The organism is Burkholderia pyrrocinia, from assembly GCF_001028665.1.
In the GTDB taxonomy this organism is placed as follows: domain Bacteria; phylum Pseudomonadota; class Gammaproteobacteria; order Burkholderiales; family Burkholderiaceae; genus Burkholderia; species Burkholderia pyrrocinia.
The window spans coordinates 744,648-770,098 of the sequence record NZ_CP011504.1 but is presented as its reverse complement, the minus strand read 5'-3'; the positions used below and the strand labels follow the sequence as shown (position 1 = coordinate 770,098).

Below are 25,451 nucleotides of genomic sequence, written 5' to 3'. Positions count from 1 at the left end.
ATTTCATGGAAACGAAGAACTCGAATCTCACGCTGGCCCTTCCGCTGGTAGGGCGTGTCTTGATCGCACTCCTCTTCCTGATCAGCGGACTGGGCAAGCTCGCGGCCCCCGGGGCGACGATCGGCTATATCGAGTCGATTGGCCTGCCGGCGCCTACGCTCGGCTTTTTGGGGGCACTGATTCTCGAGCTGGCCGGAGGCGGTCTTCTCGTCGCCGGCTATCGAGTCCGCCTTGTGGCTGCGTTACTCGCCGTTTATTCGGTGGTCACCGCGCTGATCTTCCACCATGCGCTAGGCGATCAGAATCAGCTTTTCCATTTCTTCAAGGACGTGGCCATTGCTGGCGGGCTGCTGCAGATCGTTGCAAATGGTGCGGGCGCGTTCAGTATCGATCAGCGTATTGCCAGGGGGAGCGGAAAGCTTGGGGTGTCTCGATAACGGGGCCCAATGAAATGACGTCGAGATCGCATCGATATCCCGGTCAGGTGTTTGCGGCTTGAAATTCGAAGATGATGACAAGGCAAAAACGATGAGCTCCGAAGCATATGAAAACCAGACCTCCGAGAGTGCGAGGATTGTCGTCGCGATGGCTTACGGCGGCCCCGAGGTTCTTGCCCTGCGTGAGGTTCCGGTACCGAAAGTTGGCCATGGTCAGGTGAGTGTCGCGATTCGCGCGTCAGGGGTGAATCCGATCGATTACAAACTCTATGGCGGTGGATTCGGTACCAATCCGGCAAATCTACCGCTCCGAATCGGCTTCGAAGCGGCCGGTGTCGTGACGGCCACGGGGGAAGGGGCCGTGGGGCCAACCGGCCCGATATCAGTGGGCGACGAGGTGCTGGTGTATCGTGCGCCGGGCGCATATGCAACGCAGTTAGTCGTTCCTGCGTCGTCGGTGCTGGCCAAGCCCGCGAATCTACCGTGGGATCAGGCCGGCGGGTTGCTTGCCGCGGGTACTACCGCGGTTCATGCCTTGGAGGCCGTCGCGCTTGAGGAGGGCGAGACCGTGTTGATTCACGGCGCAGCTGGCGGCGTAGGCCATCTCGCAGTGCAATTGGCCGTGGCGCGGGGCGCGACGGTGATCGGGACCGCGAGTCCCGGCAAGCGCGACGTGTTGCGCGCACTCGGCGCGATCCCGGTCGCATATGGACCAGGCTTGGCGGATCGAGTCAGGGCTGCAGCCCCTCAAGGCGTCAATGCGGCTGCGGATATGGTGGGATCCGACGAAGCAATCGACACGTCGCTGGAGGTAGTTTCCGATCGCTCGCGCATTGCGACGATCGCCGGGTTTGCCCGGGGAAGCCTTGCGGGCGTGAAGCTGCTTGGCGGCGTTCCTGGCGCCGATCCCGGGCAGGATATCCGTTACGCGGCGCGCCTGAGGCTGGTTGTTGCGGCTGCGACTGGCACACTGCGCGTCAGTGTCAGCGAGACCTTTCCGCTGAATCGCGCCGCGGATGCTCATCGCGCGATCATGAGCGGACGGACGACCGGGAAAATCGTCCTGCTCTCCTAAATTTACAACGAACGGTACGTACAAGCGGATGAGGCGTTCCTCTCGCGGAATATCTTAAGGATGGAAGCGGCAATCACCGACGATGACTTGCGGACGTGGATTGAGCCTTGCCGCCGCGATCGAAACGACGGAAAACTCGCTCTATACCTGGTCCGGGAAACCTAAGTGGATCAGATGCAAGATGGACAAAATTCAATCCGTACGTTTCTTCTTGCAGGTCGTGGAAGACGAGAGTTTTGTGCGGGTCGCTAACCGATTGGGCGTCTCTGATGTGGCGATCAGCCGCCATGTGGTTTGGCTCGAAAAGCAAATAGGAGCACAACTGCTTGTTCGCAAGACGCGAAGTGTGTCGGTTACGGAATTCGGACGGACCTACTATGCGAGAATGCGGAACATTCTAGCGAAGCTAGACGAACTTGAGCGCTCCATATCGGAGTCGTCACTGAAACCGATTGGGACATTGCGCGTTGCGGTTTCGTCTTTCTTCTCGCTTCGGTACCTTACCTCGTGTTTGTACGGCTATCACAACACATACCCCGACGTATCGATCTCTCTAATCCTTCTAGATCGCCCGTTCGACATTGTCCGCGACGGATACGATGTCGGTATTATCGATCTGTCGACGTTGTCGAATATGAGCTTCATCGCGCGCCCTATCTGTGATGACCCATTAATCGCTTGCGCATCGCCAGCATACCTAGAGCGATGTGGCGAGCCGCTGCATCCTGAGCAACTGATAGGCCATTCGTATATCAAGGCATCTGGTTTGCATGCCAGTGGGCCCGGACTGAAAATCACCGGCCATGGCGGTACAGTGAGGTTGGATTGCAAACCAGTTCTGGTGGTCAATAACGTGGATTTTCTTGTGCAGATGATTCTGGCTGGAACTGGGGTCGGCTTTGTTCCGCCGGCATTGATTGAGTCGGAGCTTCAAAACGGGGAGTTGAAGTCAGTGTTGACTGGATATTCGTCTCCTGCTCCCGCTGTCGGCATTGTTTACCCGAGCCGTCGTCACTTGCCGGCCAAGGTGAGGACGTTCGTTGAGCACCTTCTGGCCACTTTCGATACATCGTCGGGTGTGTGATCAGCGCGCGAACGTTGAGCTTTGGCGTCGGGTAGTCGCGATCAAGATTGATCCAGTCCGCAATGTGTTCGACCGACAGGGTCGAATGATCGGCGATGAGATCGGCGGTGGATAGGACGAGTTTCAGATATTGGAGTAGAGCGTTTGTCGCCATGGGTACGAATCCTTGATCAAAGTGGACGTCAGGTAAGGTGCCGTCGCGCTACGCCTCCCGTTACCTCAAAGGGTCATACGATGGCTCGACAAGGACGTCATGGCACTTCGTGGCCGCGTATGGCTTGTGGAGTACTGCGAACCAAGCTTCAGGCTCTGGATGACGGCACGCGCAATACCCGTACCGCTCGCGCATCACCGCCCCGGCGTCGCGCGCTCGACGATCATGTCGTAGAGCGCCCGCGCGGCAGGCGACAGTTGCGCGCTCTTGCGCGTGACGAGCACGAGCGTGCGCGACACCGACGGCTCGACGAGTTCGATCATGCGGATCATCGGATACGCGTTCTTCTGGATCGCGAGCTTCGGCACCACGGCGGCGCCGAGCCCTTCCGCGACGAGCCCGAGCGCGGTCGAACTGCGCTGCACCTCGTAGAACGAATGCAGCGATACGCCACTGGTTTTCAGCGCACCTTCGAGCAGCCCACGATTGCCGCTCACTTCGCCGGCGAAGATCAGCGGATGCGGCTGCAGCGCCGCCCAGCGGATGCGTCGCCGCTTCGCGAGCGGATGATCGTCGCGGCAGACGAGCACATACGGGTCGTTCGTGAGCGGCACGCTGACGAGTTCGGGGTGCTGGTCGCCGGCGATGCTGATGCCGAATTCGGCTTCGCGGCGCAGCACGGCCTGCAGCACCGACGCCGACGCGTGATCGAGGATCTTCACCCGATCGTGCGGCCGGTGCCCGGAGAACGCGCGCAGGATGCGCGGCAGGTATTGCACGCCGACCGTCGGCACGCACGCGATCGTGACGTCGCCGCGCTGGCTCAGGCCCGTCTCGCGGATTTCGGTCAGCGCGTCGGACAGCTCGTTCAGCAGCCGCCGTGCCTGCGGCAGGAAGCGCCGGCCGATCTCGGTCAGCGTGGTGCGGCGCGTCGTGCGTTCGACCAGCGCGACGCCGAGAAACGACTCGAGCTTGCGCAGCCGTTGCGTGATCGCCGTCTGCGTCACATGCAGCGTGTCGGCCGCCTGCCGGAAGCTGCCGCCGTCGGCGATCGCGACGAAAGCCTGGACACCGAGCGTATCGATCTTCATCAGAAATTTGAATCAATCACGATATTAAATTCATTTTACTGAAGTGCGGCGTCGGTCGCAGAATGCGCTGCATCGGCGGCCGCATGCATCCCGCGCCCGGATGCGGCGACGCCGCCCATGCCGACCAGGAGAACCATCGTGACGACCCCACTCGATCAATACGCGAACCAGTATGTGCAATTCGAGGACGAACGCACGCGGCCGGTGCGCGACCTGCTGGCCGCGGTGCCGCGCACGCCGATCCGCACGGCGGTCGATATCGGCTGCGGGCCCGGCAATTCGACCGAAGCGCTGATCGCACGCGCACCCGACGCGACGATCCACGGGATCGATGCGTCGGCGGACATGATCGAGGCCGCGCGCAAGCGCCTGCCGGCGTTGCGTTTCGATATCGCGGATGTGGCCACGTGGGACGATCCGGGCGGCTATGACCTGATCCTGTCGAACGCGGTGCTGCAATGGGTGCCCGCGCACGACACGCTGTTTCCGACGCTCGTCGGTCGGCTCGCGCCGGGCGGCCACCTCGCCGTGCAGATGCCCAACAACCTCGACGAACCGGCGCACCGGCTGATGCGCGAAGTCGCCGCGGCCGGGGCGTGGGCGGACAAGCTGAAAGGCGCGGCGCGCACCGAACGGTTCGACGCGCGCTATTACTACGCGCTGCTGTCGCCACTGTGTTCGCGCGTGGACGTGTGGCGCACGACCTACTACCACCCGCTGCGCGGCGGCGCGGACGCGGTCGTCGAATGGTTCAAGGGCAGTGCGTTGCGGCCGTTCCTCGCGGCGCTCGATGACGACGAACAGCGTGCGTTCCTCGCGCGCTATCGCGACGCGCTCGCCGGCCCGAACGGCTATCCGGCACTTGCCGACGGCACCGTGCTGCTGCCGTTCCCGCGCCTGTTCATCGTGGCGACGCGGAAGTGATGCAGCAATGACGCGTTGGGCGACGCTGCGTCAGCGCACCGGCCGCACCGATTCCGGGTCGACCGTGCGGCTTCGTGCGGTCTGCCCGTCGCGCAGGTCCTTGTACCAGAACAGCGCGACGTCCCCGTCGTTGTCGCCATCCGCGTACAGCAAGCGATCGTGGCCGCCGAGCACGAAGCCCGTGCGAGCATACGTGCTGCAGGCCGCGACATTGTTCGCCTGCGTTTCCAGCCGCATGAAGCCGAACCCCTGGTTGCGCGCCCATGCTTCTGCTGCCGCCAGCAGGAACTGCCCGATCCCCTGGCGCCGGCAATGGCGGTCGACGGCCAGCTCTGCGATTTCGGCCATCCCGTTCCAGCTCTCCGCGATTGCCACGAATCCGGCTAGCCGCCCGCCGGCCGTCGCGCGAAAGAGCGCCGTTTTGCCAGATGATTGGTTTGCCCAGCCGGCCGGATCGAAGCCGTAGTCCTTGCGCCGTACCGGCAGCGCGCGAAGATCGAGCAAGTCCTGATATGGCGGATTCAGCTCCCATGCGATGTCGAACGAGAAGTCGCATCGTTCCAGTTCGTCGGCGGGAAGCCCGCTCGCCGGTTCGATGCTGATGTGCTCGGTTCGGTCCATGTGTCGGTGTCCTGTCGTCGGCGGGATGGTGTGGTCTTGTGCATGACGCGATCGTCGGCGCCATGATGCGCACCGGATCGCGTCCGTTCCTCGTTCGTCTTTTTGCACCTGCATGATTTGTCGCGCGCGAAACCGGCACGGACCGGCTGTATCCACGGTTGCCGAACGCGGGCAAGCCGTGAACCGGACGACGCCGCAAACGTGTGCGCCGTTCGCGCGCCGGCTGCGGCGCTGGTTCAACCGCCGGATTATGCTGGATTTCGATGTCGGCCCGGTGCTGTCATCTATTTGACGGCGGCGCCATGCATCGTGTTTGCGCTGTCGAAGCGCACGGACGTGTACGTGAGCGCGGCCTGCCGGAAGGCGTCGGGCAGCAACACGATCAACGGTCGCGCGGTGCCGGTGCGGGCCGAGATCGGCTCGTCGCCGTCGTTCATCGGCAGCGCGGGCGCGAACACGCAGTTCGTCACGCGGATCGGCCTGCGTCACAAGTTTTGATCGACCGGGCGGACGGGCGTTGCCGACGCGCGCAGCGCCCGTCGCGACGTCCGGAACCGGTACCGGCACGACAGCGGGCGCGCCATCGGAGCGCTCGTTTCGCTGTGGATGACGGAACGCGTGGGCAACGCGCCGGCCCGGAAAGCGATATATTTACCGGCGCATATCGAAGCGACGATCGACCCCATCACCCCACCTTCACCAGCACGGGAGCACCATTTTGAATTCGACGCAACGCGAAGCCGTCGGCGAGGCCTTTTCGCTCGACGCGATGCAGCATGCAAGAACCATGACGTGGCAGGCTGTCGACGCGATCGCCGCGGGCATCCGCCCCGGCACGCGCGAATCGGAGGCCAACGCGCTGGGGCTGAGCGTGCTCAAGGATCTCGGGATGGACCGGATCTGGCATCCGATTCTCGTCCGCTTCGGGGAAAACACGCTGCGCACGTTCAAGGAGCGTTCGGTGGCGGACCCCGTCCTCGCCGACGACGACATCTTCTTCATCGACCTCGGCGCCGTCTGGGCGAAGCACGAGGGCGACGCGGGCGCGACGTTCGTGTGCGGCGACGATCCGGACATGCATGCCTGTGCGCGCGCGGCGCGCATCATCTACGGCGAAGTCGAGCATCACTGGCGGACCACCGGATGCGCGGGTATCTCGCTGTACGAATTCGCGGCGCAACGCGCCGACGCGCACGGCTTCCGGCTGAACGTCGACATCAAGGGGCATCGCGTCAGCGATTTCCCGCACGCGATCTACAAGGCCGGCAATCTCGGCGATTTCGACGGTGCGCCGGCCGCCGGCCTGTGGATCCTCGAGATCCAGATCGCGCATCCGACGCGGCCGTTCGGCGCGTTCCACGAAGACCTGCTCGTGTAGGCGAGGCGCCCGGTGGCGCGCCCGTGAAGCGGCTGGCCGGCATCGTCGCGCGCGTGCTCGAGATCCGGGCGCGGCGCGTGTGCTGCCGGCGTTTGCCGCGCCGGCCATCGTGTATGCTTGCCCGCATCGTTCTAACGGCAAACAACATGAAGACTTCGGCACACCCCAAGCCAGAGGTGCGGTTCAGGATGCGCATCCAGCAGGCCGATACGATCGCGCTCGGCCCGGGCAAGGTCGCGCTGCTGGAGGCCGTGCGCGAGCACGGTTCGATTTCGGCGGCGGCGCGCAGTTTGAAGATGTCGTACCGGCGCGCGTGGCTGCTGATGGATGAGCTGAACCGCTCGCTGAAATCGCCGGCGACGGTGTCCGAGCACGGCGGGCAGAGTGGCGGCGGCAGCGTGCTGACGCCGGTCGGCGAGGAGATCATCCGCCTCTATCGCGGGATCGAGGAGCGCGCGTACGCGGCTTGCGCGGACGAGATCGCCGCGCTCACGAAAATGGTGCGCCGCTGAAGGCTTCTTCAGGTTGACGCCTGCTCAGGGCACGTTCCGCTGTTTGGAAAAATCATGCGTGGGGCCAGCGCGAGCCAGTCATTCGCGGGAACAGGCCCTAGCCGTGCCGCAGGCAAAAGCGCGGCGTGTCGCCTGCGGCGGCGTCCGGCGCGATGACATCGCGCGCTTGCGCATCGAGCCGCCCGATCAGTTCGACGAAGCTGGCGACGCTGGCGGTCCGCAGCGGGTAGTACGCGATGTGATTGCGTTCGCAGATGCGCTTGAGCAGGTTCATCGAATCGTGGTCGATGCAGTCGACCGGAAACACGACCAGGTGCGCGCCCGGTAACGCCGCGGCCAGCAGACCCTTGCGATCCTCGATGCCGCCGTCGTGCATCGTCATCTCGCCGCCCGCAGTCTCGACGATCCGCCGGATCGCGCGGTTCGACCCGGGCCGCCCGCCGACATAGACGAGGCGCGTGTGCCGAAGCATCGACAGCGTGTCCACCGTCTGTTCGGCCGGATCGTCCGTCGACGCCTGCACCGCCTGCTCGATCGCGCTCGCTTCGGCGCGCAGCGTCTTCACCATCGCCATCAGGTCGTCGAGCCGCGCGCGCATCGCGCGGGCGCTCGCCTGTTCCGCGGCGATCCGCTGTTCGGCCGCCTCGCGGCGGCTCGTATGCAGCGCGAGCCGTTCGTCGCGCGCGGCCAGCGCTTCGCGCAGCTCCTGCACTTCGTCGCGCAATACGGATTCGGCAGCCAGCGGCTGCGCGTTCTGGCGCGCGTTGATCGCATCCAGTTCCTTCAGCACCGTGTCGCGCTGCGTGCTCATCTCGTGCAGGCGCGCCTGCTGCCGTTCGATCTTCGCGTGCAGCGCCGCATTCTCTTCCTCCAGCGCGACCAGCCGCCGGATGTCGGCGCGATTGGCCGCGCCGACCAGGTGCGACAGCATGTGCAGGTCGCCGAACGCGGCCTGGCGCACGCCCATCGTCGTGCGCGGATGCGTCATCAGCGCCCAGTACGCGGGCGGAATGTCGCCGCTCGTGAGCGCTTCCTTCCAGCGTGCGAGGAGTTCGTCCGCATCCTTCGCGCTGTCGAACGCGCGTATCGCACCGGCATAGCGTTCGTCGAGCGCCTTGTGCAACGCCTTGGCGCCGGCCGCGCCGTCGATTGCGAGCTCGACGGCCGCGTGATGGATTTCGAGGTCGGTGGCGCGCTGCCGGTCGAGATCGGTGAATTTCGGCACGAGCCGGCGCAGTTCGTGCGTGGTCAGGCAGGTGCCGATGATCGAGCAGTGCAGGTTTGCATCGAGTTCGGACAGGCGCGCGCGGCGCTTCAGCTCGACCTGTTGCGCACGGGACGGCGCACAGCACGCGTCGACTCGCGCGCCGGTTGCCGCGGCCGGGTGGCCGCCGGACGACGGGAGGCCCGCCGTGCGGGCAAGGCGAAAGGGCGGAGCGTGCATGTTGACCTCTGTCCGGCCCTGTCGGACCGGGGACGGATGCGCGAAAGATTCGCGAAATATACCACGGAATATAACGGGTGAAATTCCGGAGAAATCGCGGAGAAATGCGGGGTGGCGCGTCAGCAGAGTGCGGTCGAACGGTCGGTGCGCGACAGTGCGGCCAGGGCCGGCGTTGCGGTCGAAACCGCGAGCGATGCCGGCGCGTGGCACGCCATCACGTACTCGACGCACAGTCCGACCAGCATCACGTCGACGCGCTCCAGCGCGGTGACCGCGTCGCGCATCGCGGCCGGATCGTTGCTGAACGAATCGGAAAACACGTCGTCGCGCGTGCGTTCGAGGCCGTGCGCCTGACCGATTGCATGTTCGAGTTCGGGCAGGCGCGTGAAGCGCGCGGCGCGCGCGTCGCGTTCGAGCGCCGCCAGCAATTCGCGCAGGCTCATCGCGGACAGCGTTTCGTCCGTGGCGGCCGAGAATAGCCGGATGAAGCGCGCGACGCTGCCGCGCAGGCGCCGGAACGCATCGACGACGTCCGTGACCTGCTGCGCGCGCCCGTCGCTCGGCAACGGCCTGAGCGCGCTGATCTTGCAAGTCAGTGCCGGCGTCTGGTCGCGTGCGGCGCGCAGCAGTGCGCGGTCCGTCGGCGTGCGGGGCATGGCGTGTCTCCGGTGGTGCAGATGTCGATATATTCTATGGGATATATCGATGGCGCAGTCGATTGATGCCTGACAGGAGTCGTTGTGGTGAATGAGAAGGTTGGCGACGAGCGACGCGTGAATCGAGGTAGCGGGGGACCAATGCGGCGACTAGCGCGTTCCGACAGCGACGGGTTTCAGTTGTGTATTGATCCAGGACCGGACACCGCTGTCTACTCGGACGTAGATGCCACCGTCACCACGCGTGGCCATTCCGGGTGTTTCGACCGCGCGCGACGTAATGGCGGCCAGACTGGACGTTTGGGTTCCAGTTATCGAGTCCTTGCCTTCTACGAATAGACGAACGGCGCTGCGCAACGAAATCGATGCGCGCGATGCCGGCTTGCTTCAGCTCGCTACGGACCGGGCGACAGAGGCAGTTTCCGCCCACCTTGGCGACGGGCCGGTGGCCGGCAAGATTCAGGCGCATGTCATCGTGGCGACAGGATAGTGGCGTCCCGGATTGCTCATATCAAATCGGCGCCGTTCGATTGCTCGCCAACCCTAAGTGTGTCGCGCTGCGGTTCGACTATGCTGAATTGACTGCAGCCCGCGCTTCGCGCCGCAACGCTGCGAACCGGCGATGACGGGAGGGCATGATGACCGAGCAAGGCAACGTTCAACTGGTGCAGCAGGCGTACGCGGCATTCGGCAGGGCCGATATCGACGGCATCCTGCAGACGCTCTCCGAAAGCGTCGACTGGTTCATACCAGGGCCGACCGGCTTCATTCCGTTCGCCGGCAGAAGACATGGGCCCCAGGAGGTCGCGGCGTTCTTCGCGGCGCTTGCGTCGGCGCAGACCGCGGAACGGTTCGAGCCGCGCGAGTTCATCGCCAGCGGCAGCCGGGTCGTCGTGGTCGGCGCACAACGCTGGTATGTCCACTCGACCGGACGCACGTACGAGGACGAGTGGGTGCATCTGATCACGATCGAGAACGGCAAGATCACGGCGTTTGCCGAGTATCACGATACCGAGGCGGAAGCGTCGGCACATCGACAGTGACGGCGTCGCCAACGGCCTGAACGGCCGCACTGGTCAGTCGATCGCGCGCATCGCGTGGCGCAGTTCCTGATAGCTGCGCAGCCCCGCGACGCCGAGCTCGCGGCCGATCCCGCTGAGCCCGAAGCCGCCCCAGCACACGTGCGGATAGATGAGCTGCGGCGCATTGATCCATACGAGCCCCGCGCGTACGCGTTGCTGGAACTGCTTCGCGATGCCCGCGTCGCGCGTCACGACGGTCGCGACAAGCCCGTAGCGCGTGTCGTTCGCGAGCGCGATCGCTTCGTCGTCGGTGCGGAACGACTTCACGCATGCGACGGGGCCGAACACTTCATCGGTCCATAGCGGGTTGTCGGCGGCCGGTTCGGCGATCACGACGGGCGCCATGAAGAAGCCGGCGCCGCCGGCATCCGCGACCCGGCCGTTGAACGCGACGCGTGCGCCCGCATCGATGCCGTGCTCGAGCATCGCTCCGACGCGCGCACGATGCGCGGCCGAGATCAGCGGCCCCATCGCGACCTGCTCCGCGGCCGGCGGCGCGACGACGAGCGCGCGCACGGCCGTCTCGAACGCGGCCATGAAGCTGCGGTACACGCTGTCGTGCACGAGGATGCGCGCGGTGGCCGAGCACATCTGGCCCGCGTTCGTGAACGCGCCCGCGACCGCGAGCGATACCGCGACGTCGAGATCGGCGTCGTCGCGCACGATCAGCGACGACTTGCCGCCGAGTTCGAGCGTCACGCGCTTCATGTCCTCGGCCGCGGCCTGCATCACTTTGCGGCCGGCCGCCGTGCTGCCGGTAAACGAGATCTTGTCGATCAGCGGATGTGCGGTGAGCGCCGCGCCGACGTCGGCGCCGCCGTTCACGACGTTGACGACGCCCGCCGGCACGCCAGCTTGCTCGACGATGTCGAGTAGCGCGTGCTCGGTCGGCGACGTGAGTTCGGACGGCTTCAGCACGACCGCGCAGCCGGCCGCGAGCGCGGGCGCGAGCTTCCACGCGGTCGTGACCATCGGGAAGTTCCACGGCATCACGAGCGCGGCGACGCCGACCGCGTCGTGGAAGCGTTCGGCCGTGACGGCGTCGCTCGGCAGCGCGACGGTTTCGGCCGCGAACAGCGCCGGGTCTTCGCACAGCTTCGCGTAGTACGCGAACGTCGCGGCGACGTCGCCGACGTCGGCTTCGGCTTCGAACGGCGGCTTGCCGCTCACTTGCATCTGCAGCGCGGCGAGGCGGTCGCGTTCGGCTTCGACGCGCTCGGCGATCGTCGCAAGAATACGGCCGCGCTCGGCGGGCGGCGTATCGCGCCAGCCGGCGAACGCGTCGCGCGCGGCGCGCACCGCGGCGTCGACGTGCGCGGCCGTCGCGAATTCCTGCCAGCCGATCGTGTCGCCGGTCGACGCGTTGCAGATCGGCGCGCCGGCCGCGTCGGAATGCGTGCGCACGGGCTGGCCGGCGATGTGCGCCGCGGGCAGCACGAACGTGGCGGTGGAGCGGGAAAGTTCGGCGGTGGACATGAGGGTCATCCTGTCGTCGGGTTAGCGGTAGGCGACGCCAGGCATCACGCAGAGCATCTCGAACGCGAGGTTCGCGCCGGTGAGCGCGGTGGTGCCGGTCGGGTCGTACGGCGGCGCGACTTCGACGAGATCCGCTCCGACGATGTTCAGGCCTTTCATTCCGCGTACGATTTCGAGGCCCTGCTGCACGGTGAGGCCGCCGATTTCCGGCGTGCCGGTGCCGGGCGCGAACGACGGGTCGAGGCCGTCGATGTCGAAGCTGAGATACACGGGCGTGTCGCCGACGCGTTCGCGCACCTGCGCCATCAGCGGCGCGAGCGACTTGTTCCAGCATTCCTCCGCCTGCACGACGGTGAAGCCCTGCTCGCGGCACCAGTCGAAATCGTCCGCGTGGTAGCCGGTGCCGCGCAGGCCGATCTGCGTGACCTTGTCGCATTGCAGCAGGCCGTCTTCCACCGCGCGGCGGAACGGCGTGCCGTGCGCGATTTTCTCGCCGAACATCGTGTCGTTCACGTCCGCATGCGCATCGACGTGCACGACGGCGACCTTGCCGTACTTCCGGTGCAGCGCGCGCAGGATCGGCCACGCGATCGTGTGGTCGCCGCCGAGCGTGATCGGCCGGCAGCCGTTCGCGACGATCTCGTCATACGCTTCCTCGATGCGGCGCACCGAGTCCTTCAGGTCGTACGGATTGGTCGCGACGTCGCCGATATCGGCGACCTGCAGCGAGTCGAACGGCGCGGCGCGCGTGGCCATGTTGTACGGGCGCAGCAGCACGGATTCGGTGCGGATCTGGCGCGGGCCGAAACGCGAACCCGAGCGGTTCGACGTGCCGAGGTCGAGCGGCACGCCGACGAAGCACACGTCGAGGCCGTCGGTCGTCGCGGCTTGCGGCAGCCGCATCATCGTGGCGATGCCGCCAAAGCGCGGCATCTCGTTGCCGCCCATCGGCTGGTTCAGTTCGCGGGGCATGGGGCCGTCTCCTTTTTCTGAGGTAAAGCGATCGGCCGATGGTAGAGGAGAACGCCCGCGCGAAGATTTTGAAGTCGCAACGTTTACATCGACGGGTCTCGATGCGAGTGGCGCCGCCGCATCGACGCGGCGCAACCGAACGCGGCCGCCCGGCCAGGTCAGGCCGGATCAGGCCGGCGCGAGAGGGCCGGCGGCGCGGCGCCGTCGTGCGGGCCGGAGGAAGGGAACGCGGTGGTCGCCGAACCCCACGCGGCGAGTTCGCGCTTCGTGCGCACGCCGAGCTTCGCGAACGCGCGCTTCACGTACGACTCGGCCGACGCGACGCGCACGCCGAGGATCTCCGCCGTTTCCGGCACGGTCTTGCCGGAGATCAGGTGCTTGCAGGTTTCGTATTCGCGCTTCGACAGCTTCACGCCGTCGGCCGCGATCCGCGCATCGAATTGCGCGAGCGGATGGACTTCGGGCGTCGGGTGCGCGACGCGCCGCACGGCGGTGGTCGACGCATGCAGTTCGAGCAGCGGGAACAGCACGTCGCTGATGCTGCGAAAGCGGTTCATCTCGGCGAGCGTGAACGGCGGCCGGTCGCGGCCGCGCTCCAGCGCGATCGAATGCTGCGAATAACGCGTGCCGCGCGCGAGCACGCATTCGTGGCCGATATGCACGTCGTCGAACAGCCGCTGGCGGAATTCGCCGGGCGGGATCGCCGCGATGTCGCGCACCACGAGCATCGTGCCCGTCTTGCCGCGCAGCCCCGCGAACAGCGGGTCGCTGTCGAGAAAGCGCTCGTAGTAGAGCGTCATCACGTCCGAGATGTCCGACGTCGCGGTGCCGATGCCGCTGCTGCCGATCCATTCGCATCGGTAGCCGGTGGGCATCGTGCCGTCGACACGCGAGCGTTCGACGTGCGCGACGTCGAGCGGCACCACGTCGTTCAGCAGCTGCGTGAGGCGCGGCACGAAGTGCGGCGTGCCGACCGTCTCGATCAGCTCGCCCAGCGCCTTGAACGACACGTTGAAGCGGTCGTTGTCGCGGTGGAAGGGGTTCACGTTGAGCAGCATGCGGTTCCCCGGTGAGAAGCGGCCGGATTGTAGCGGTTGCAACGACAAGCGTCATTAAGGGGAAACACCGTCGGGTGTCCTGCCGACCCGTTTGCCCCGCAAAACATCGCTTGTCCCCCCCGGAGGGGGGCATACCGGGGCAGTGTAAATGAGTAACTTTGTCGCTGCTTTTTTCAATCAAGAGACGAAAGACTCAGATGACCAAACTGATCAAGGACATCCTGCCGCTCGGCGCAGGCATCGGCGAATTCACGAAGCTCGACTTCGGGATGGACGAAAGCGACTGGCGCGCGGCCGAAGGCAAGAGCGGCAACTACATCATCGGCTGGTGGGAAGGCAAGGCCGGCTCGGTGGAGTTTCCGGAAACCGCGGCCGACGAAGCGGTATGGCTCGTCGAGGGCCGGATCGCGCTGACCGACGTCGAAGGCAACCGCAAGGAATTCGCGCCGGGCCAGGGCTACCTGTTGCCGGCCGGCTTCGCGGGCCGCTGGGAGACGATCGAGGACGCGAAGAAGTTCTACGTGCTGCTCGAGAAGTCGTGATGCCCGAAACCGCCGCCGTGGTGTCGTCGTCCGTGTGACGCGCACCTGGCGGCGGTTTCGTTTTCGCGTGTGATGGCTGGGATCATGGAAATGGAAGTCAACGAAGCAAAACTGACCGCGCCGGTTCAGGCGCACGTCATGCGCGGCGCGCCGGTCGCACTGGGCGTCGAGGCGGCGCTCGCGAATACGAAGCTGTTCCCGTACTGGCTCGACAACCCGGCCGCGCCGGCGACCGAGCCGGAACTCGTCGGCGACGTGACGGCCGACCTGCTGATCGTCGGCGGCGGCTTCACGGGGCTGTGGTCGGCCGTGCAGGCGAAGGAACAGATGCCGCACCTGAACGTGGTGCTGATCGAGGCCGGCAAGGTCGCGCACGGCGCATCGGGCCGCGCGGGCGGGATCATCTCGACGTCGGTGATGCACGGGCTGCCGAACGCGGTGCGCGTGTTCCCGAACGACATCGCGCAGCTCGAGGAATTTGGCCATCACAACCTCGACGGGTTCGAGGAGACGCTGAAGCGCTACGACATCGACGCCGACATCGAATGGAACGGCGAGATGACGGTCGCGGTCGATCCGGAGCACATCGCGCACCTGAAGGGCGATTACGACCTGCATCGCGAGTACGGCCACAACGTCGTGCTGCTGAATCGCGACGAAACGCTCGAACAACTGAACTCGCCGCTGTTCGCGGGCGCGCTGTGGTCGCGCAACCGCAGCGGCATCGTGCATCCGGCGAAGCTCGCATGGGGGCTGAAGCGCGCGGCGCTGTCGCTCGGCGTGAAGCTGTACGAGCACACGCCGCTCACGACCGTGACCGACGAAGGCAGCACCGTGTTCGTGACGACGCCGAAGGGCAGCGTGCGTGCGCCGCGCGTCGTGTTCGGCAGCGGCACCGCGAAGGTCGGGATTCCCGACATCAACCGCCGTGTGATGCAGGTGCGCGACCACGTGCTCGCGACCGAGCCGCTGACCGACGAGCAGCTCGCGCGGATCGGCTGGAAGAACCGCCAGGGCGTGTACGACACGCGCACGCAGCTCAACTATTTCCGCCTGACGAAGAACAACAACATCATCTTCGGCGGCCTGGTCAGCTATCACTTCGACGGCGACCCGGAACCGCACCAGGACGGCCAGCGCGAAACGTACTACCGGCTCGCGGAGGCGTTCTACCGCACGTTCCCGCAACTGAGCGACGTGCGCTTCTCGCACGCGTGGGGCGGCCCGATCGACTACTGCTCGCGCGGCTCGGTGTTCGCGAAGCGCTATCTCGGCGACAAGGCCGTGTTCGTCGCCGGTTATACGGGCTTCGGCGTCGCGGCGAGCCGGTTCGGCGCGTTCATGGGGCTGAACATCCTGTTCGATCGCGACAGCCCGGAGCGCAAGCTCGACATCGCGAACCAGAGCCCGAGCTACATCCCGCCCGAGCCGATGCGCTGGGTCGCCGCGAAGATCACGTTCCATGCGTTCGATGGCGCGGATGCCGAAGGCGGCTGGAAGCGTGCGTGGATCAGCGGGCTCAAGGCGATGGGCTTCCCGATGTAAGCGACGCGACGTCCCGGAATCGGGCCATCGCCATACCAAGCTCCCATGAGGAGACGGTCCGCACAGCGGACACGGAGAGAGACAGCGAATGAACGTAGTCAACCTGCAGGATGAAGCGCGACAGGAAAGCGCGCTGTTCGTCGTCGTGATGCTGCTGCTCGGCATACTCGGGCCGACGGTTTTTCTCGGCCTGCCCGCGATCGTCGGGCAGGTCGAGCGCCATTGGGGCTTCGGCGAAGCGGCGCTCGGGCTGTCCAGCTTCGTCGAGGTGCTCGGCGAATCGACGGGCACGCTGCTCGTCGCGTTCGTGCTCGGCCGCCAGCCGGTCCGGCTCGTGCTCGCGGGCGCGGTGACGCTCGCGGCCGGCGCGAACCTCGGCACGCTCGCGACACACGGGCTCGTCGCGTATTCGGCGCTGCAGTTCATCGCGGGCGTCGGCTCGGGCGGGCTGAACGGGATCGCGCTGCGCTACCTGTCGTATTCGCGCGCGCCGGAACGCAATCTCGGGATGATGCTGATGGGGCAAGTGATGTGGAGCATGGTGCTGCTCGCATACATCTTCCCGATGCTGAGCAGCGCATGGGGCGCGCACGGCGTGTTCGGTTTCGTCGCGTGCGTGCTCGGCATGTTCGTGCTCGCGGCGCCGCTGTTTCGCCGCGGCGAGACGCTGGCCGCGCCGACGCCGGCCGGCGTCGCCGGCAGCATCGACCGCAAGGGCGCGATGCTCGTGCTGTGCGCGCAGCTCGCACTGTATGGCGGCGTCGGCGTCGTGTGGACCTTCCTCGAGAAGATCGGCACCGATGCGGGCCTGAGCGGCAAGTCGGTATCGCTCGTGCTCGGCATCGCGAACGTCGCGAGCCTCGTGATCTGCGCGGCGATGCCGAAGCTCGGTGCCGGCCCGGGCCTGCGCCGCTGGACGCTCGTGAACCTCGGCGGCTGCGCGGTCGCGGCCGTGCTGCTTGCGATGCCGGCGTCGGTCGCGACGTTCACGCTCGGCGCGATCGTGTTCATCGGCTGCTGGACCGGCGGTGCGCTGCTGATCTACGCGACGATTCCGCAGTACGACCTGATCGGCAAGTCGGCCGCGCTGTCGCCGGGCTGCGTCGCGCTCGGCTACGGCGTCGGTTCGGTCGCGGGCGGCTCGCTGATCGAAAGCGCGGGCACGCAGTCGGCGCTTCTCGCGGCGATCGTGCTGTGCGCGGTGGCGTTCCTCTGCTACGTGCGGCTGCGGCCCGCGGTGTTCGGCATGGAGCGCGCGCTCGCAGTGGCACCTGAATGACGGATGCGGCGCGCGCCGCTGCCGATGGCGGCGCGTGTCCGGTTCGGTTCATCGGCGAAGGCGGCCGGCGTGGCGCGCGATGCGCGTCGTGCGGGCCGGCCGGGCAACGCGCGTACGCGCAGCGGCTTCAGCATGTTTTCGAATACCACCGATCTCGATCTCCGGCTTATCCGGGTCTTTCTGGCCGTCGTCGACGCACGCGGCATCACGGCCGCCGAGGCGTCGCTCGGCGTGCGGCAGTCGACCATCAGCACGCAGCTGTCGGCGCTCGAAGCGCGCGTCGGCTTCAAGCTGTGCGATCGCGGGCGCGGCGGCTTTCGCCTGACGTCGAAGGGCGAACGCTTCGCGGCCACGGCGCGCACGCTCGTCGCGGCGACGTCCGAATTCGTCGCGCGCGTGCGCGACATCGACCGCAAGCTGGTCGGCACGCTGTCGATCGGCCTGATCGGCCAGGCGCCGCTCGTCGAGAACGCGCGCGTGGCCGACGCGATCGGTGCGTTCCGCAAGCGCGACCAGGCCGTCACGTTCTCGATGAAGGTCGCGTCGCCGCAGGAGCTCGAGGAAAGCCTCGTCAACAACCAGCTCGATCTCGCGATCGGCTATTTCTGGCATCGCGTGCCGGGCCTGCTCTACACGCCGCTGTTCACCGAGCAGCAGGTGATCTACTGCGGGCGCGGGCATCCGCTGTTCCACGCGGCGCGGCCGGTGTCGGCGGACGACCTGCAGGCGCACGACTGGGTATGGCGCACCTATCCGGTGCCGGAGGAGCAGTATCCGCTGCCCGAGCGGCGCGTGACCGCGAGCGCGGACAGCATCGAGGCCGCGACGATCCTGATCCTGTCGGGCGGCCATCTCGGCTACCTGCCCGCGCATTACGCGGAGCCGTTCGAGCAGCGCGGGCTCGTGAAGGCCGTCGGCCGTTCGACGTTCAGCTTCGACGTGCCGCTGCATCTCGCGATGAAGCGCAGCACCAGCGACAAGCCGATCGTCGATGCGTTCTGCGAGGACCTGCTGCGCGCGTTCAACATCAAGGCGGCCGCGCTGGCCGCGTAGGCGCGCATCGCGCGTTCAGCAGTCGACGAGCACCCAGTCGAACAGCTCGCGGCGCGTGCGCACGCCGAGCTTCGCGAACGCGCGCTTCACATACGACTCGGCGGTCGACAGCTTCACGTCGAGTTGCTGCGCGGCCTCGGGCACCGAGCGCCCGCACAGCATCAGCCGGCAGATCTCGTGCTCGCGGCGCGATAGCTGCACGTGCTGCCGTTCGAGGCGCGCATCGAAACCGGCCTGCCCGGCCTGCGACAGCGCATTCGGCGATACCGACGCGACGCGCCGTGCGGCGCATGTGCGCGCATGCAACTCGAACATCGGAAACAGCAGGTCGACCATCTGCCGGAAGTGGAACAGCTCGTCCGTCGTGAACGCGGACTGAGCGCCGGTGCGCGCGAGCCCCAGTGCGTACTGCACGTGCGCGTTGCCGTGCACCAGTACGCATTCCTGCGCGATGCCCGGTTCGTCGAAGATCCGGCGGCGGAAGTCGCCGTTCGCGAGCCCGTCGATATGACGCTGCACGAGCAGCGTGCCGGCCTTGCCGCGCAGCGGCGCGAACAGCGGATCGACGTGGCAGTAGTCCTGGTAATAGACGTCCATCACGCGCAGCGTATCCGCCGGCAAGCGCAGGCTGCCGCTGCCGAGCCAATCGACGACATGGCCCGATGCGCTGCCCGTGTCGGCGCGCCAGCGTTCGAGATGCACGGCATCGGCCGCAATGCTGTCGTTCACGAACGCGGTGATCGCGCCGACGAAGCCCGGCGTGCCGACCGCGCGGATCGCCGCGCCGAGCGTATCGGGACGCACGCCGACCAGGTAGTGGCCTTGCGCGGCGGGATCGGGATGGAGAAGTCGCATGTTCGGACCGTGGCGGGCGGATGACAGCGCGACGTTACGCGAAGCGCGTGCGCGCGTCTGCCGGGAATTCACCGGATAAAAGCGCCGATTTTGCGCGTTGTCCCCACAATGACGACACGGCCTGCGCGCGGCGCGCCGGAATTCGCGAAGGCCCCTGCGTCGGGGGGGCAGACCCGTGCGAATCGTCTGTCTATAGTGAAAGCACTTCGAAAACCCGATCACCAGAAAGGACAGGCAATGCAGATTCAACCGACGCATGCCGCCGCGACGCCGGCGGATTTCGTGCTGACCAACGCGAAGGTCTACACCGTCGATCCGCACAAGCCGTGGGCGCAGGCCGTCGCCGTGCGCGACGGCCGGATCGTCCAGGTCGGCGATACCGCGGCCGTGCAGGCTTACGTCGGCGCGCAAACGAAAGTGGTCGACGCAGCCGGCCGGCTCGTGCTGCCGGGCTTCGTCGAATCGCACTGGCACTTCGAGACGACCGCGTTCGCGTTCCAGGCGTTCGTGAACTACGAGGATCCGCACAAGGTGCTCGCTGCGCTGCGCGCGTACGTCGAGTCGCATCCGGACGAGCCGGCGATCACCGGGATGGGCTGGGTGCAGGCGACGATTCCGCCGGCGCTGCTGCGCAAGGAGACGCTCGACGCGATCTGCGCGGATCGCCCTGTGTGCCTGCTGTCGACCGATTTCCATTCGATGTGGGTGAACTCGAAGGCGCTGGAGATCGCCGGCATCGATGCGTCGACGCCGCCCGTGCAGGAAGGCGCGAGCTGGTTCGAGAAGGACGCGGTGACGGGCGAGCCGACCGGCCTGATCGTCGACGGCGCCGCGTATTCGTTGCTGATGCTGCGGATCAGCGCGGCTGGCCTGCTGCCGACCGGCATCGACCTGTACCTGAAATCGATTCCGCCGTGGCAGAAGAAGCTGTGCGCGGCCGGCGTGACGACCGTGTTCGACGCGGGTTTCTTCGATCCGAGCGGCGACCAGTCGCTGCTGTACGAGACGCTGCAGACGATGGAGCGCGCGGGCGACCTGAAGCTGCGCGTGGTCGGCAGCGTCGCGGTGATCGGCGAGATCGACGATCCGGTCGGCACGCTCGTCAAATACCGTGAGCAGTACGATTCGCCGCTCGTGAAGGCACGCGCGCTGAAGCTGTTTCTCGACGGCACCGAGGCGAACCACACCGCGTACCTGCTCGAGCCGTACTCGGACCGCCCCGACACCTGCGGCGCGCCGACGATGCCGGCCGATACGTTCAACCGCTATCTGGTCGAAGCCGATCGCGCGAACGCGAACGTGATGGTCCACTGCGTCGGCGACGCGGCCGTGCGGATGGCGCTCGACGGCTTCGACTCGGTCAACCGCACGAACCCGCCGCGCGACCGCCGCCACGTGATCACGCACGCGTTCCTCACGCATCCGGACGACATCCCGCGTTTCCGCCGCGCGGGCGTGATCGCGAACACGCAGCTGCAATGGGGCGTGGTCGACGCGTACACCGAGCAACTGCGCGACCACTACGGCCACGAACGCTGGAGCAACATGTACAAGTTCCGCACGTTCCTCGACGAAGGCGTGACGGTGTCGATCGGCATGGACGGCCTCGCGTGCCAGTGCCGCTGCCAGCACAAGCCGCTCGAACACATCGAGTCGGGCCATACGCGCCAGCTCGCGGGCGAGCCCGATGCGCCGGTGTTCCCGGATATCGCCGAGCGCCTGAGCATTCCGCAGCTGATCGCCGCGTACACGATCCACGGCGCGTACCAGCTCGGGATGGAGCACGAAGTCGGCTCGCTGACGCCCGGCAAGCGCGCGGATCTCGTCGTGCTCGAGCACGACCTGTTCGAAGTCGGCCAGTACGACATCGGCCGCATCGACGTCGCGCTGACGATGATGGACGGCCGCATCACGCACGTGGGCGACGATTTCGGCGCACGCACGGGCGTGCAGGCATCCTGAGCGATCGTCTGCTGACGAAGCGACGACGATAACTTTCAAATCGCTTCCGTTTTGATCGATCGACGCATCCGGCCGGAACCGGATGCGCCGATTGTGCGGCGTGTCCCCCTATCGGCAGGGCAGACCGGCCAATTTCCTCGGGCTACATTTTTCCGGACCGAAGCACACACCCGTTCAACGCGAACGGATCATGATATCGACGGAGGAAACCATGGCAGGGGACTGGAAACAGCATCTGAGGACGGCATGCGCGGCGCTCGCGCTGGGCGGTTTCGCGTGGGCCGGCGTGCCCGTCGCGCACGCGGCGGACGTCGTCAACGCGTACAACTGGGGCAACTCGATCGGCAAGGCGACTATCGCGAACTTCGAGAAGGCGACCGGCATCAAGGTCGTCTACCAGGAGTTCGATTCGAACGAGACGCTGCAGGCGAAGCTGCTGTCGGGCACGTCGGGCTACGACGTCGTCGTGCCGTCCGACATCTTCTGGGCGCGGCAGCTGCAGGCCGGCATCTTCCGCAAGATCGACAAGAGCCAGGTGCCGAACTACGGGCTGCTCGATCCGGAAGTCATGAAGGTGCTGTCGAAGGACGATCCGGGCAACCAGTTCGGCATTCCGTGGACGTGGGGCACGGATGGCCTCGGGATGAACGTCGAGAAGGTGAAGGCCGCGCTCGGCAACGACGCGCCGCTCGACAGCTGGGCGCTGCTGTTCGACCCGAAGTACGTGCAGAAGCTGCGGAGTTGCGGTGTGTCGGTGCTCGATTCGCCGGTCGATGCGTTCGGGATGGCGCTGGTCTACCTGAAGAAGGATGCGAACACGACGAACCCGGCCGACTACCAGGCCGCGTACGAGCTGCTGAAATCGGTGCGGCCGTACATCACGCAGTTCAATTCGAGCAGCTACATCAACGATCTCGCGGGCGGCGACATCTGCCTCGCGCTCGGCTGGTCGGGCGACGTGAACTCCGCGCGCATCGCGGCCGCTGCCGCGAAGAAGCCGTATCACATCAAGTACGTGATCCCGACCGAGGGCAGCGCAATGTGGTTCGACATGATGGCGATCCCGAAGGATGCGCCGCATCCGGACGCTGCGCTGAAGTTCGTCAACTTCGTGCTGTCGGAGAAGGAGAGCGCGAACCTGACCAACGACACGTCGTATCCGTCGGCCGTGCCGTCGTCGAAGCACCTGGTGCGCAGCGAGGTGACGAGCGATCCGGCCGTGTTCCCGCCCGCCGACGTGATCCGCAAGCTGAGCCTCAGCAAGCCGGTTCCGCCTGAGCTGATGCGTCTGCAGAACCGTCTCTGGACGAAGCTGAAGACCGAGTAAGCCGGCCGCCGTTCGCCACATTCCCGCATATCTTTCGCGCGCCCCGCCGCCTACCGCGGCGGGCGGGGGCGCGCTCGTCCCGACGACACCCACCCCATGAAAATCAAACACATGACGGCGCTGTGCCTGCTCGCGTTCGAAGCGGCTTCGGCATTCGCACACACGCCGCAGGCAACCGACGCGAGCAGGATGAAGGCACTGCAGGCGCAGGTCACCGCGCTGCAGCAGCAGGTGAACGAACTGCGCGCGAGCATGATGGCAGCGCAGGCGCCCGGCACCGCAACTGCAACCGCCGCCGCATCGGGCGGCGCGAAGATTGGCGCCATCAACACGGCGGCCGCTGCCGCGCCGGCGGCCGACGCGGCGCCCACGTTCACGAACGACGACCTGCAGCAGATGCGCGAACAGATTTCGAACGCATCGCTGAAGGTCGATTCGCTGCAGGAAGCCGCGACGACCGGCCCGCTCGCGGGCCTGAGCATCACCGGCTACGTCGATCCGGTTTACCTGTTCAACCGTGCGCAGCGCACGTCCGGCTTCCAGTTCCTGAATCACGATCCGGGCGCGTACGACTACTTCAACAGCACGATCGGCGACGTCTATCTCGACATCAAGAAGACTTTCGGCGTCGGCCCGATGGCGCCGTCGGCGGAGATCGTGATCCAGCCGAACCGCGGTTTCGGCAACGTGTTCAGCAATGCGCACGGCGGCGTCGGCAACAACATCGTCACGCAGGCGCAGGTCAACGTGCCGCTCGGCACGACGCGGACCTTCGAGGTCGGGATGATGCCGAGCCTCGCGGGCTACGAGGTGCAGCCGTCGAACCAGATGCTGACGCTCACGCACGGGCTGCTGTACGACTTCAGCGAGCCGGGCAACCTGATCGGCATCGGGCTGAAGGGCTCCAACGCGGCGATGACGCGCTTCTGGCAGGTGGTGATCGGCAACGAGGTGCTGCGCACGGCCGGCGCGATCGCGAACGCGGCGAACAACACGACGAAGACCAACTGGACGCCGACGATCACCGCGCGCTTCGACAACGCGACGTCGACGGCTTTCGACTTCGGCATCTCCGGGATGCTCGGCCGGCAATCGCTGTTCTCGCCGTGCGCGGTGGCGGGCGGCTACGGCTACCAGTGCAACGGATCGTCGCCGACCGGCCTCTACAAATACGTGGAAGCCGACATGGCCTATACGCACGACAAGACGCAGGTCAACGCGCAGGTCGACTACGGCGAGCTGCAGAAGGGCGCCTGGAATGGCGGCACCGCGCGCTGGTACGGGATGTCGCTGCTCGGCCATACGAAGTGGACGACGTCGTGGGTCGGCCGCATGGGCGCGACGCTGCGCTTCGACTACCTGAACAACACGGCGAACGGCGGCGGCGGCACCAACATCCAGTACGGGCTCGCGGGCGGCAACCCGTCGGTGAACGGGTCGAGCGGCTTCGGCATCGATCCGTCATGCTTCCAGGGCTCGTCGACGAACGGCACCGAGTGCAAGGGCGCGCAACGCTATGCGATCACGGCCGACCTGTTGTTCTACCCGACGCAGCAGATTACCGTGAAGGTCGAATACCGCCACGACGCGGCGAACCATCCGGTGTTCCTGAAGAGCAACGGCACGTACGCGCGCAGCAACGACCTGGCCGGGATGCAGTTCATCTACTCGTTCTGACGGCCGGCGCGTGCCGATTCTTTCGCACTACACACCGCACGCCGGGCCGCGCGGGCCCGGACCTCATTCAACCCAGGAGAATTGACCTTGAAGCTGCACACCTTCGTGACCGACATCACCGATCCGCGCGCGAGAGGCCGCCTGATCGGCGAACGCTTCGCGCCGGGGATTCGCGAGACGGTCGCGCTGTATCTCGCGTTCTTTCCGAAGCTCGGCATCGATCCGCAGCGCGCACGGGAGATCGGCGAAGCGAGCCTTGCCGCGCTCGACGCATGGTGCCCGCGCCTGGCCGCCGAAGTCGAAGCGATCGCCGATGGCGTCGACCTGCCGCGCTGGCAGCTCGCGTGCCTGAACGCGCGCACCGAGATTCTCGCCACCGCGCCCGCGTCGGCCGAAGGCGAATGCTCGACGACCGTCTACGCGCCGGCCGGCCCGCACGCGCCGCGCACGCTGCAGACGTGGGACTGGCACGACAGCCTCGCGCCGCAGGGGCTGCTGATGCAGTTCGACACGCCGCACGGCCGTACCGTCAAGCTGTTCTCCGAATTCGGGATGCTGGCGAAGCTCGGCGTGAACAGCGCGGGGCTCGGGCTGCATTTCAACATCCTGCACCACGCGAGCGACAACGACAGCGCCGGCGTACCCGTGCATGCGATCGCACGGCGCCTGCTCGAAGACGCGACGACGGTGCAGGAGGCGATCGAACTCGCCAGCACTGCGCGCGTGAGCGCGTCGACGGTGCTGACCGTGTTCACGCGGCATGACGCGAACCCGCGCGCCGCGAGCATCGAGCTGAGCCCGTCGGGCGTGGGTGTGGTCGTGCCGCGTCCGGACGGCTGGCTGCTGCATACGAACCATTTCCTCGATCTTGCGTTGAGCGGTGGCGAGTGCATGCCCGACAGCTCGACGACGCGCGAGCGCTTCGCGCACCTGAACGATGTCGTGAAAGGCATGACGAGCGCCGACGTGCGCGAGCGCGCGGCCGCGATGTGCGGCGCGGCGGGCGACGAGGCCGTCGTGTGTTTCCATCCGGACCTGTCGATGCCCGACACCGAGCGCTGGGAAACGCTGCTGACCGTCGGCATCGATACCGATGCGTGCGCGCTCGACTACGTGGCCGGTAATCCGCACGACCTCGCGCGCGACGGGTTCCAGCGGTTCTGATACGCAAGCGACGGGTAAGCAGGGCGGCACGCGTGTGCCTCAACAGCTCGACCTGTTCGTGTCACTGCTGTCGTGACCGATCT

Annotated in this window: 23 protein-coding genes and 1 pseudogene; 16 read left to right on the top strand and 8 right to left on the bottom strand. The window is 66.4% G+C overall.

Annotated features, from left to right (window positions below; genetic code table 11):
- The first annotated feature begins 5 nt into the window (after positions 1–5).
- The 3 genes from ABD05_RS19675 (at position 6) to ABD05_RS19665 (ending at position 2,596) form a co-directional block, all read left to right on the top strand.
- On the top strand, positions 6–437 hold the full coding sequence (locus ABD05_RS19675; RefSeq protein WP_047901816.1) for a DoxX family protein: 432 nt from the start codon (positions 6–8) through the stop codon (positions 435–437).
- Positions 438–495: 58 nt separating this feature from the next.
- Positions 496–1,512: an NADP-dependent oxidoreductase gene (locus ABD05_RS19670; protein ID WP_202967909.1), complete on the top strand. Its 1,017-nt coding sequence runs from the start codon at positions 496–498 to the stop codon at positions 1,510–1,512.
- Between the two features lie 181 nt (positions 1,513–1,693).
- Positions 1,694–2,596, top strand: a complete 903-nt coding sequence (locus ABD05_RS19665; RefSeq protein ID WP_047903658.1) for a LysR family transcriptional regulator — start codon at positions 1,694–1,696, stop codon at positions 2,594–2,596.
- 348 nt (positions 2,597–2,944) lie between these two features.
- Here the strand turns inward: ABD05_RS19665 and ABD05_RS19660 are convergent, their stop codons facing one another.
- Entirely contained in the window at positions 2,945–3,841 is an 897-nt protein-coding gene (locus ABD05_RS19660) for a LysR family transcriptional regulator (RefSeq protein WP_047901814.1), read from the bottom strand.
- A 138-nt stretch (positions 3,842–3,979) separates the two neighbouring features.
- Here ABD05_RS19660 and tam point away from each other — a divergent pair, with 138 nt between their 5' ends.
- Positions 3,980–4,765: a trans-aconitate 2-methyltransferase gene (tam, locus tag ABD05_RS19655; RefSeq protein WP_047901813.1), complete on the top strand. Its 786-nt coding sequence runs from the start codon at positions 3,980–3,982 to the stop codon at positions 4,763–4,765.
- A 30-nt stretch (positions 4,766–4,795) separates the two neighbouring features.
- On the opposite strand, the gene ABD05_RS19650 is transcribed toward tam, so the two are convergent.
- Positions 4,796–5,386, bottom strand: a complete 591-nt coding sequence (locus tag ABD05_RS19650) for a GNAT family N-acetyltransferase (protein WP_047901812.1) — start codon at positions 5,384–5,386, stop codon at positions 4,796–4,798.
- Positions 5,387–5,698: 312 nt separating this feature from the next.
- Here ABD05_RS19650 and ABD05_RS19645 point away from each other — a divergent pair.
- The 3 genes and pseudogenes from ABD05_RS19645 to ABD05_RS19635 form a co-directional block, all read left to right on the top strand.
- Positions 5,699–5,884: pseudogene (locus ABD05_RS19645) on the top strand (porin); the annotation flags it as partial.
- 220 nt (positions 5,885–6,104) lie between these two features.
- The gene (locus ABD05_RS19640; protein ID WP_047901810.1) at positions 6,105–6,764 is read left to right on the top strand and encodes a M24 family metallopeptidase; all 660 of its coding nucleotides are present in this window, start codon (positions 6,105–6,107) and stop codon (positions 6,762–6,764) included.
- A gap of 188 nt (positions 6,765–6,952) precedes the next feature.
- Positions 6,953–7,276, top strand: a complete 324-nt coding sequence (locus ABD05_RS19635) for a winged helix-turn-helix domain-containing protein (RefSeq protein ID WP_047901809.1) — start codon at positions 6,953–6,955, stop codon at positions 7,274–7,276.
- 97 nt (positions 7,277–7,373) lie between these two features.
- Here ABD05_RS19635 and ABD05_RS19630 read toward each other — a convergent pair whose 3' ends face one another.
- A complete protein-coding gene (locus ABD05_RS19630) occupies positions 7,374–8,720 on the bottom strand; it encodes a DUF2325 domain-containing protein (RefSeq protein ID WP_047901808.1) in 1,347 nt (448 codons plus the stop codon).
- A gap of 119 nt (positions 8,721–8,839) precedes the next feature.
- On the bottom strand, positions 8,840–9,376 hold the full coding sequence (locus ABD05_RS19625) for a hypothetical protein (RefSeq protein WP_047901807.1): 537 nt from the start codon (positions 9,374–9,376) through the stop codon (positions 8,840–8,842).
- A gap of 638 nt (positions 9,377–10,014) precedes the next feature.
- On the opposite strand from ABD05_RS19625, the gene ABD05_RS19615 reads away from it, so the two are divergent.
- Complete coding sequence (locus ABD05_RS19615) at positions 10,015–10,419, top strand: nuclear transport factor 2 family protein (protein ID WP_047903657.1); 405 nt, start codon at positions 10,015–10,017, stop codon at positions 10,417–10,419.
- A gap of 33 nt (positions 10,420–10,452) precedes the next feature.
- Here ABD05_RS19615 and ABD05_RS19610 read toward each other — a convergent pair whose 3' ends face one another.
- The 3 genes from ABD05_RS19610 to ABD05_RS19600 form a co-directional block, all read right to left on the bottom strand.
- The gene (locus ABD05_RS19610; RefSeq protein ID WP_047901805.1) at positions 10,453–11,934 is read right to left on the bottom strand and encodes an aldehyde dehydrogenase family protein; all 1,482 of its coding nucleotides are present in this window, start codon (positions 11,932–11,934) and stop codon (positions 10,453–10,455) included.
- Between the two features lie 21 nt (positions 11,935–11,955).
- Positions 11,956–12,906, bottom strand: coding sequence for an agmatinase (gene speB, locus ABD05_RS19605; RefSeq protein ID WP_047901804.1), 951 nt, complete (start codon positions 12,904–12,906; stop codon positions 11,956–11,958).
- Positions 12,907–13,064: 158 nt separating this feature from the next.
- A complete protein-coding gene (locus ABD05_RS19600) occupies positions 13,065–13,964 on the bottom strand; it encodes a helix-turn-helix transcriptional regulator (protein ID WP_047901803.1) in 900 nt (299 codons plus the stop codon).
- A 197-nt stretch (positions 13,965–14,161) separates the two neighbouring features.
- Here ABD05_RS19600 and ABD05_RS19595 point away from each other — a divergent pair, with 197 nt between their 5' ends.
- The 4 genes from ABD05_RS19595 (at position 14,162) to ABD05_RS19580 (ending at position 18,383) form a co-directional block, all read left to right on the top strand.
- Complete coding sequence (locus ABD05_RS19595; protein ID WP_047901802.1) at positions 14,162–14,506, top strand: cupin domain-containing protein; 345 nt, start codon at positions 14,162–14,164, stop codon at positions 14,504–14,506.
- Between the two features lie 84 nt (positions 14,507–14,590).
- A complete protein-coding gene (locus tag ABD05_RS19590) occupies positions 14,591–16,051 on the top strand; it encodes an NAD(P)/FAD-dependent oxidoreductase (protein ID WP_047901801.1) in 1,461 nt (486 codons plus the stop codon).
- Between the two features lie 88 nt (positions 16,052–16,139).
- Positions 16,140–17,330, top strand: a complete 1,191-nt coding sequence (locus ABD05_RS19585) for an MFS transporter (protein WP_047901800.1) — start codon at positions 16,140–16,142, stop codon at positions 17,328–17,330.
- A gap of 132 nt (positions 17,331–17,462) precedes the next feature.
- On the top strand, positions 17,463–18,383 hold the full coding sequence (locus ABD05_RS19580) for a LysR family transcriptional regulator (RefSeq protein ID WP_047903656.1): 921 nt from the start codon (positions 17,463–17,465) through the stop codon (positions 18,381–18,383).
- Positions 18,384–18,398: 15 nt separating this feature from the next.
- Here ABD05_RS19580 and ABD05_RS19575 read toward each other — a convergent pair whose 3' ends face one another.
- Positions 18,399–19,238: a helix-turn-helix transcriptional regulator gene (locus tag ABD05_RS19575; protein WP_047901799.1), complete on the bottom strand. Its 840-nt coding sequence runs from the start codon at positions 19,236–19,238 to the stop codon at positions 18,399–18,401.
- Between the two features lie 237 nt (positions 19,239–19,475).
- Between ABD05_RS19575 and ABD05_RS19570 the strand changes: the two genes are divergently transcribed.
- The 4 genes from ABD05_RS19570 to ABD05_RS19555 all read left to right on the top strand — a co-directional run bounded on the left by ABD05_RS19570 (position 19,476) and on the right by ABD05_RS19555 (position 25,368).
- Positions 19,476–21,200 carry an amidohydrolase gene (locus tag ABD05_RS19570; RefSeq protein ID WP_047901798.1) on the top strand — a complete coding sequence of 575 codons (1,725 nt, stop codon included), beginning with the start codon at positions 19,476–19,478 and terminating at the stop codon, positions 21,198–21,200.
- Positions 21,201–21,411: 211 nt separating this feature from the next.
- Entirely contained in the window at positions 21,412–22,527 is a 1,116-nt protein-coding gene (locus ABD05_RS19565) for a polyamine ABC transporter substrate-binding protein (RefSeq protein ID WP_047901797.1), read from the top strand.
- A gap of 96 nt (positions 22,528–22,623) precedes the next feature.
- Positions 22,624–24,204, top strand: coding sequence for a DUF3138 family protein (locus tag ABD05_RS19560; RefSeq protein WP_047901796.1), 1,581 nt, complete (start codon positions 22,624–22,626; stop codon positions 24,202–24,204).
- A gap of 87 nt (positions 24,205–24,291) precedes the next feature.
- A complete protein-coding gene (locus ABD05_RS19555; RefSeq protein ID WP_047901795.1) occupies positions 24,292–25,368 on the top strand; it encodes a C45 family autoproteolytic acyltransferase/hydrolase in 1,077 nt (358 codons plus the stop codon).
- The last annotated feature ends 83 nt before the right edge of the window (positions 25,369–25,451 follow it).

Bases quoted from the DNA above. Each gene is read 5' to 3' on its own strand.
- ABD05_RS19675 (WP_047901816.1), top strand. From the start codon at position 6: ATGGAAACGAAGAACTCGAATCTCACGCTGGCCCTTCCGCTGGTAGGG.
- ABD05_RS19665 (WP_047903658.1), top strand. From the start codon at position 1,694: ATGGACAAAATTCAATCCGTACGTTTCTTCTTGCAGGTCGTGGAAGAC.
- ABD05_RS19660 (WP_047901814.1), bottom strand. From the start codon at position 3,841: ATGAAGATCGATACGCTCGGTGTCCAGGCTTTCGTCGCGATCGCCGAC.
- ABD05_RS19650 (WP_047901812.1), bottom strand. From the start codon at position 5,386: ATGGACCGAACCGAGCACATCAGCATCGAACCGGCGAGCGGGCTTCCC.
- ABD05_RS19635 (WP_047901809.1), top strand. From the start codon at position 6,953: ATGCGCATCCAGCAGGCCGATACGATCGCGCTCGGCCCGGGCAAGGTC.
- ABD05_RS19630 (WP_047901808.1), bottom strand. From the start codon at position 8,720: ATGCACGCTCCGCCCTTTCGCCTTGCCCGCACGGCGGGCCTCCCGTCG.
- ABD05_RS19625 (WP_047901807.1), bottom strand. From the start codon at position 9,376: ATGCCCCGCACGCCGACGGACCGCGCACTGCTGCGCGCCGCACGCGAC.
- ABD05_RS19615 (WP_047903657.1), top strand. From the start codon at position 10,015: ATGACCGAGCAAGGCAACGTTCAACTGGTGCAGCAGGCGTACGCGGCA.
- ABD05_RS19610 (WP_047901805.1), bottom strand. From the start codon at position 11,934: ATGTCCACCGCCGAACTTTCCCGCTCCACCGCCACGTTCGTGCTGCCC.
- speB (WP_047901804.1), bottom strand. From the start codon at position 12,906: ATGCCCCGCGAACTGAACCAGCCGATGGGCGGCAACGAGATGCCGCGC.
- ABD05_RS19600 (WP_047901803.1), bottom strand. From the start codon at position 13,964: ATGCTGCTCAACGTGAACCCCTTCCACCGCGACAACGACCGCTTCAAC.
- ABD05_RS19595 (WP_047901802.1), top strand. From the start codon at position 14,162: ATGACCAAACTGATCAAGGACATCCTGCCGCTCGGCGCAGGCATCGGC.
- ABD05_RS19590 (WP_047901801.1), top strand. From the start codon at position 14,591: ATGGAAATGGAAGTCAACGAAGCAAAACTGACCGCGCCGGTTCAGGCG.
- ABD05_RS19585 (WP_047901800.1), top strand. From the start codon at position 16,140: ATGAACGTAGTCAACCTGCAGGATGAAGCGCGACAGGAAAGCGCGCTG.
- ABD05_RS19580 (WP_047903656.1), top strand. From the start codon at position 17,463: ATGTTTTCGAATACCACCGATCTCGATCTCCGGCTTATCCGGGTCTTT.
- ABD05_RS19575 (WP_047901799.1), bottom strand. From the start codon at position 19,238: ATGCGACTTCTCCATCCCGATCCCGCCGCGCAAGGCCACTACCTGGTC.
- ABD05_RS19570 (WP_047901798.1), top strand. From the start codon at position 19,476: ATGCAGATTCAACCGACGCATGCCGCCGCGACGCCGGCGGATTTCGTG.
- ABD05_RS19565 (WP_047901797.1), top strand. From the start codon at position 21,412: ATGGCAGGGGACTGGAAACAGCATCTGAGGACGGCATGCGCGGCGCTC.
- ABD05_RS19560 (WP_047901796.1), top strand. From the start codon at position 22,624: ATGAAAATCAAACACATGACGGCGCTGTGCCTGCTCGCGTTCGAAGCG.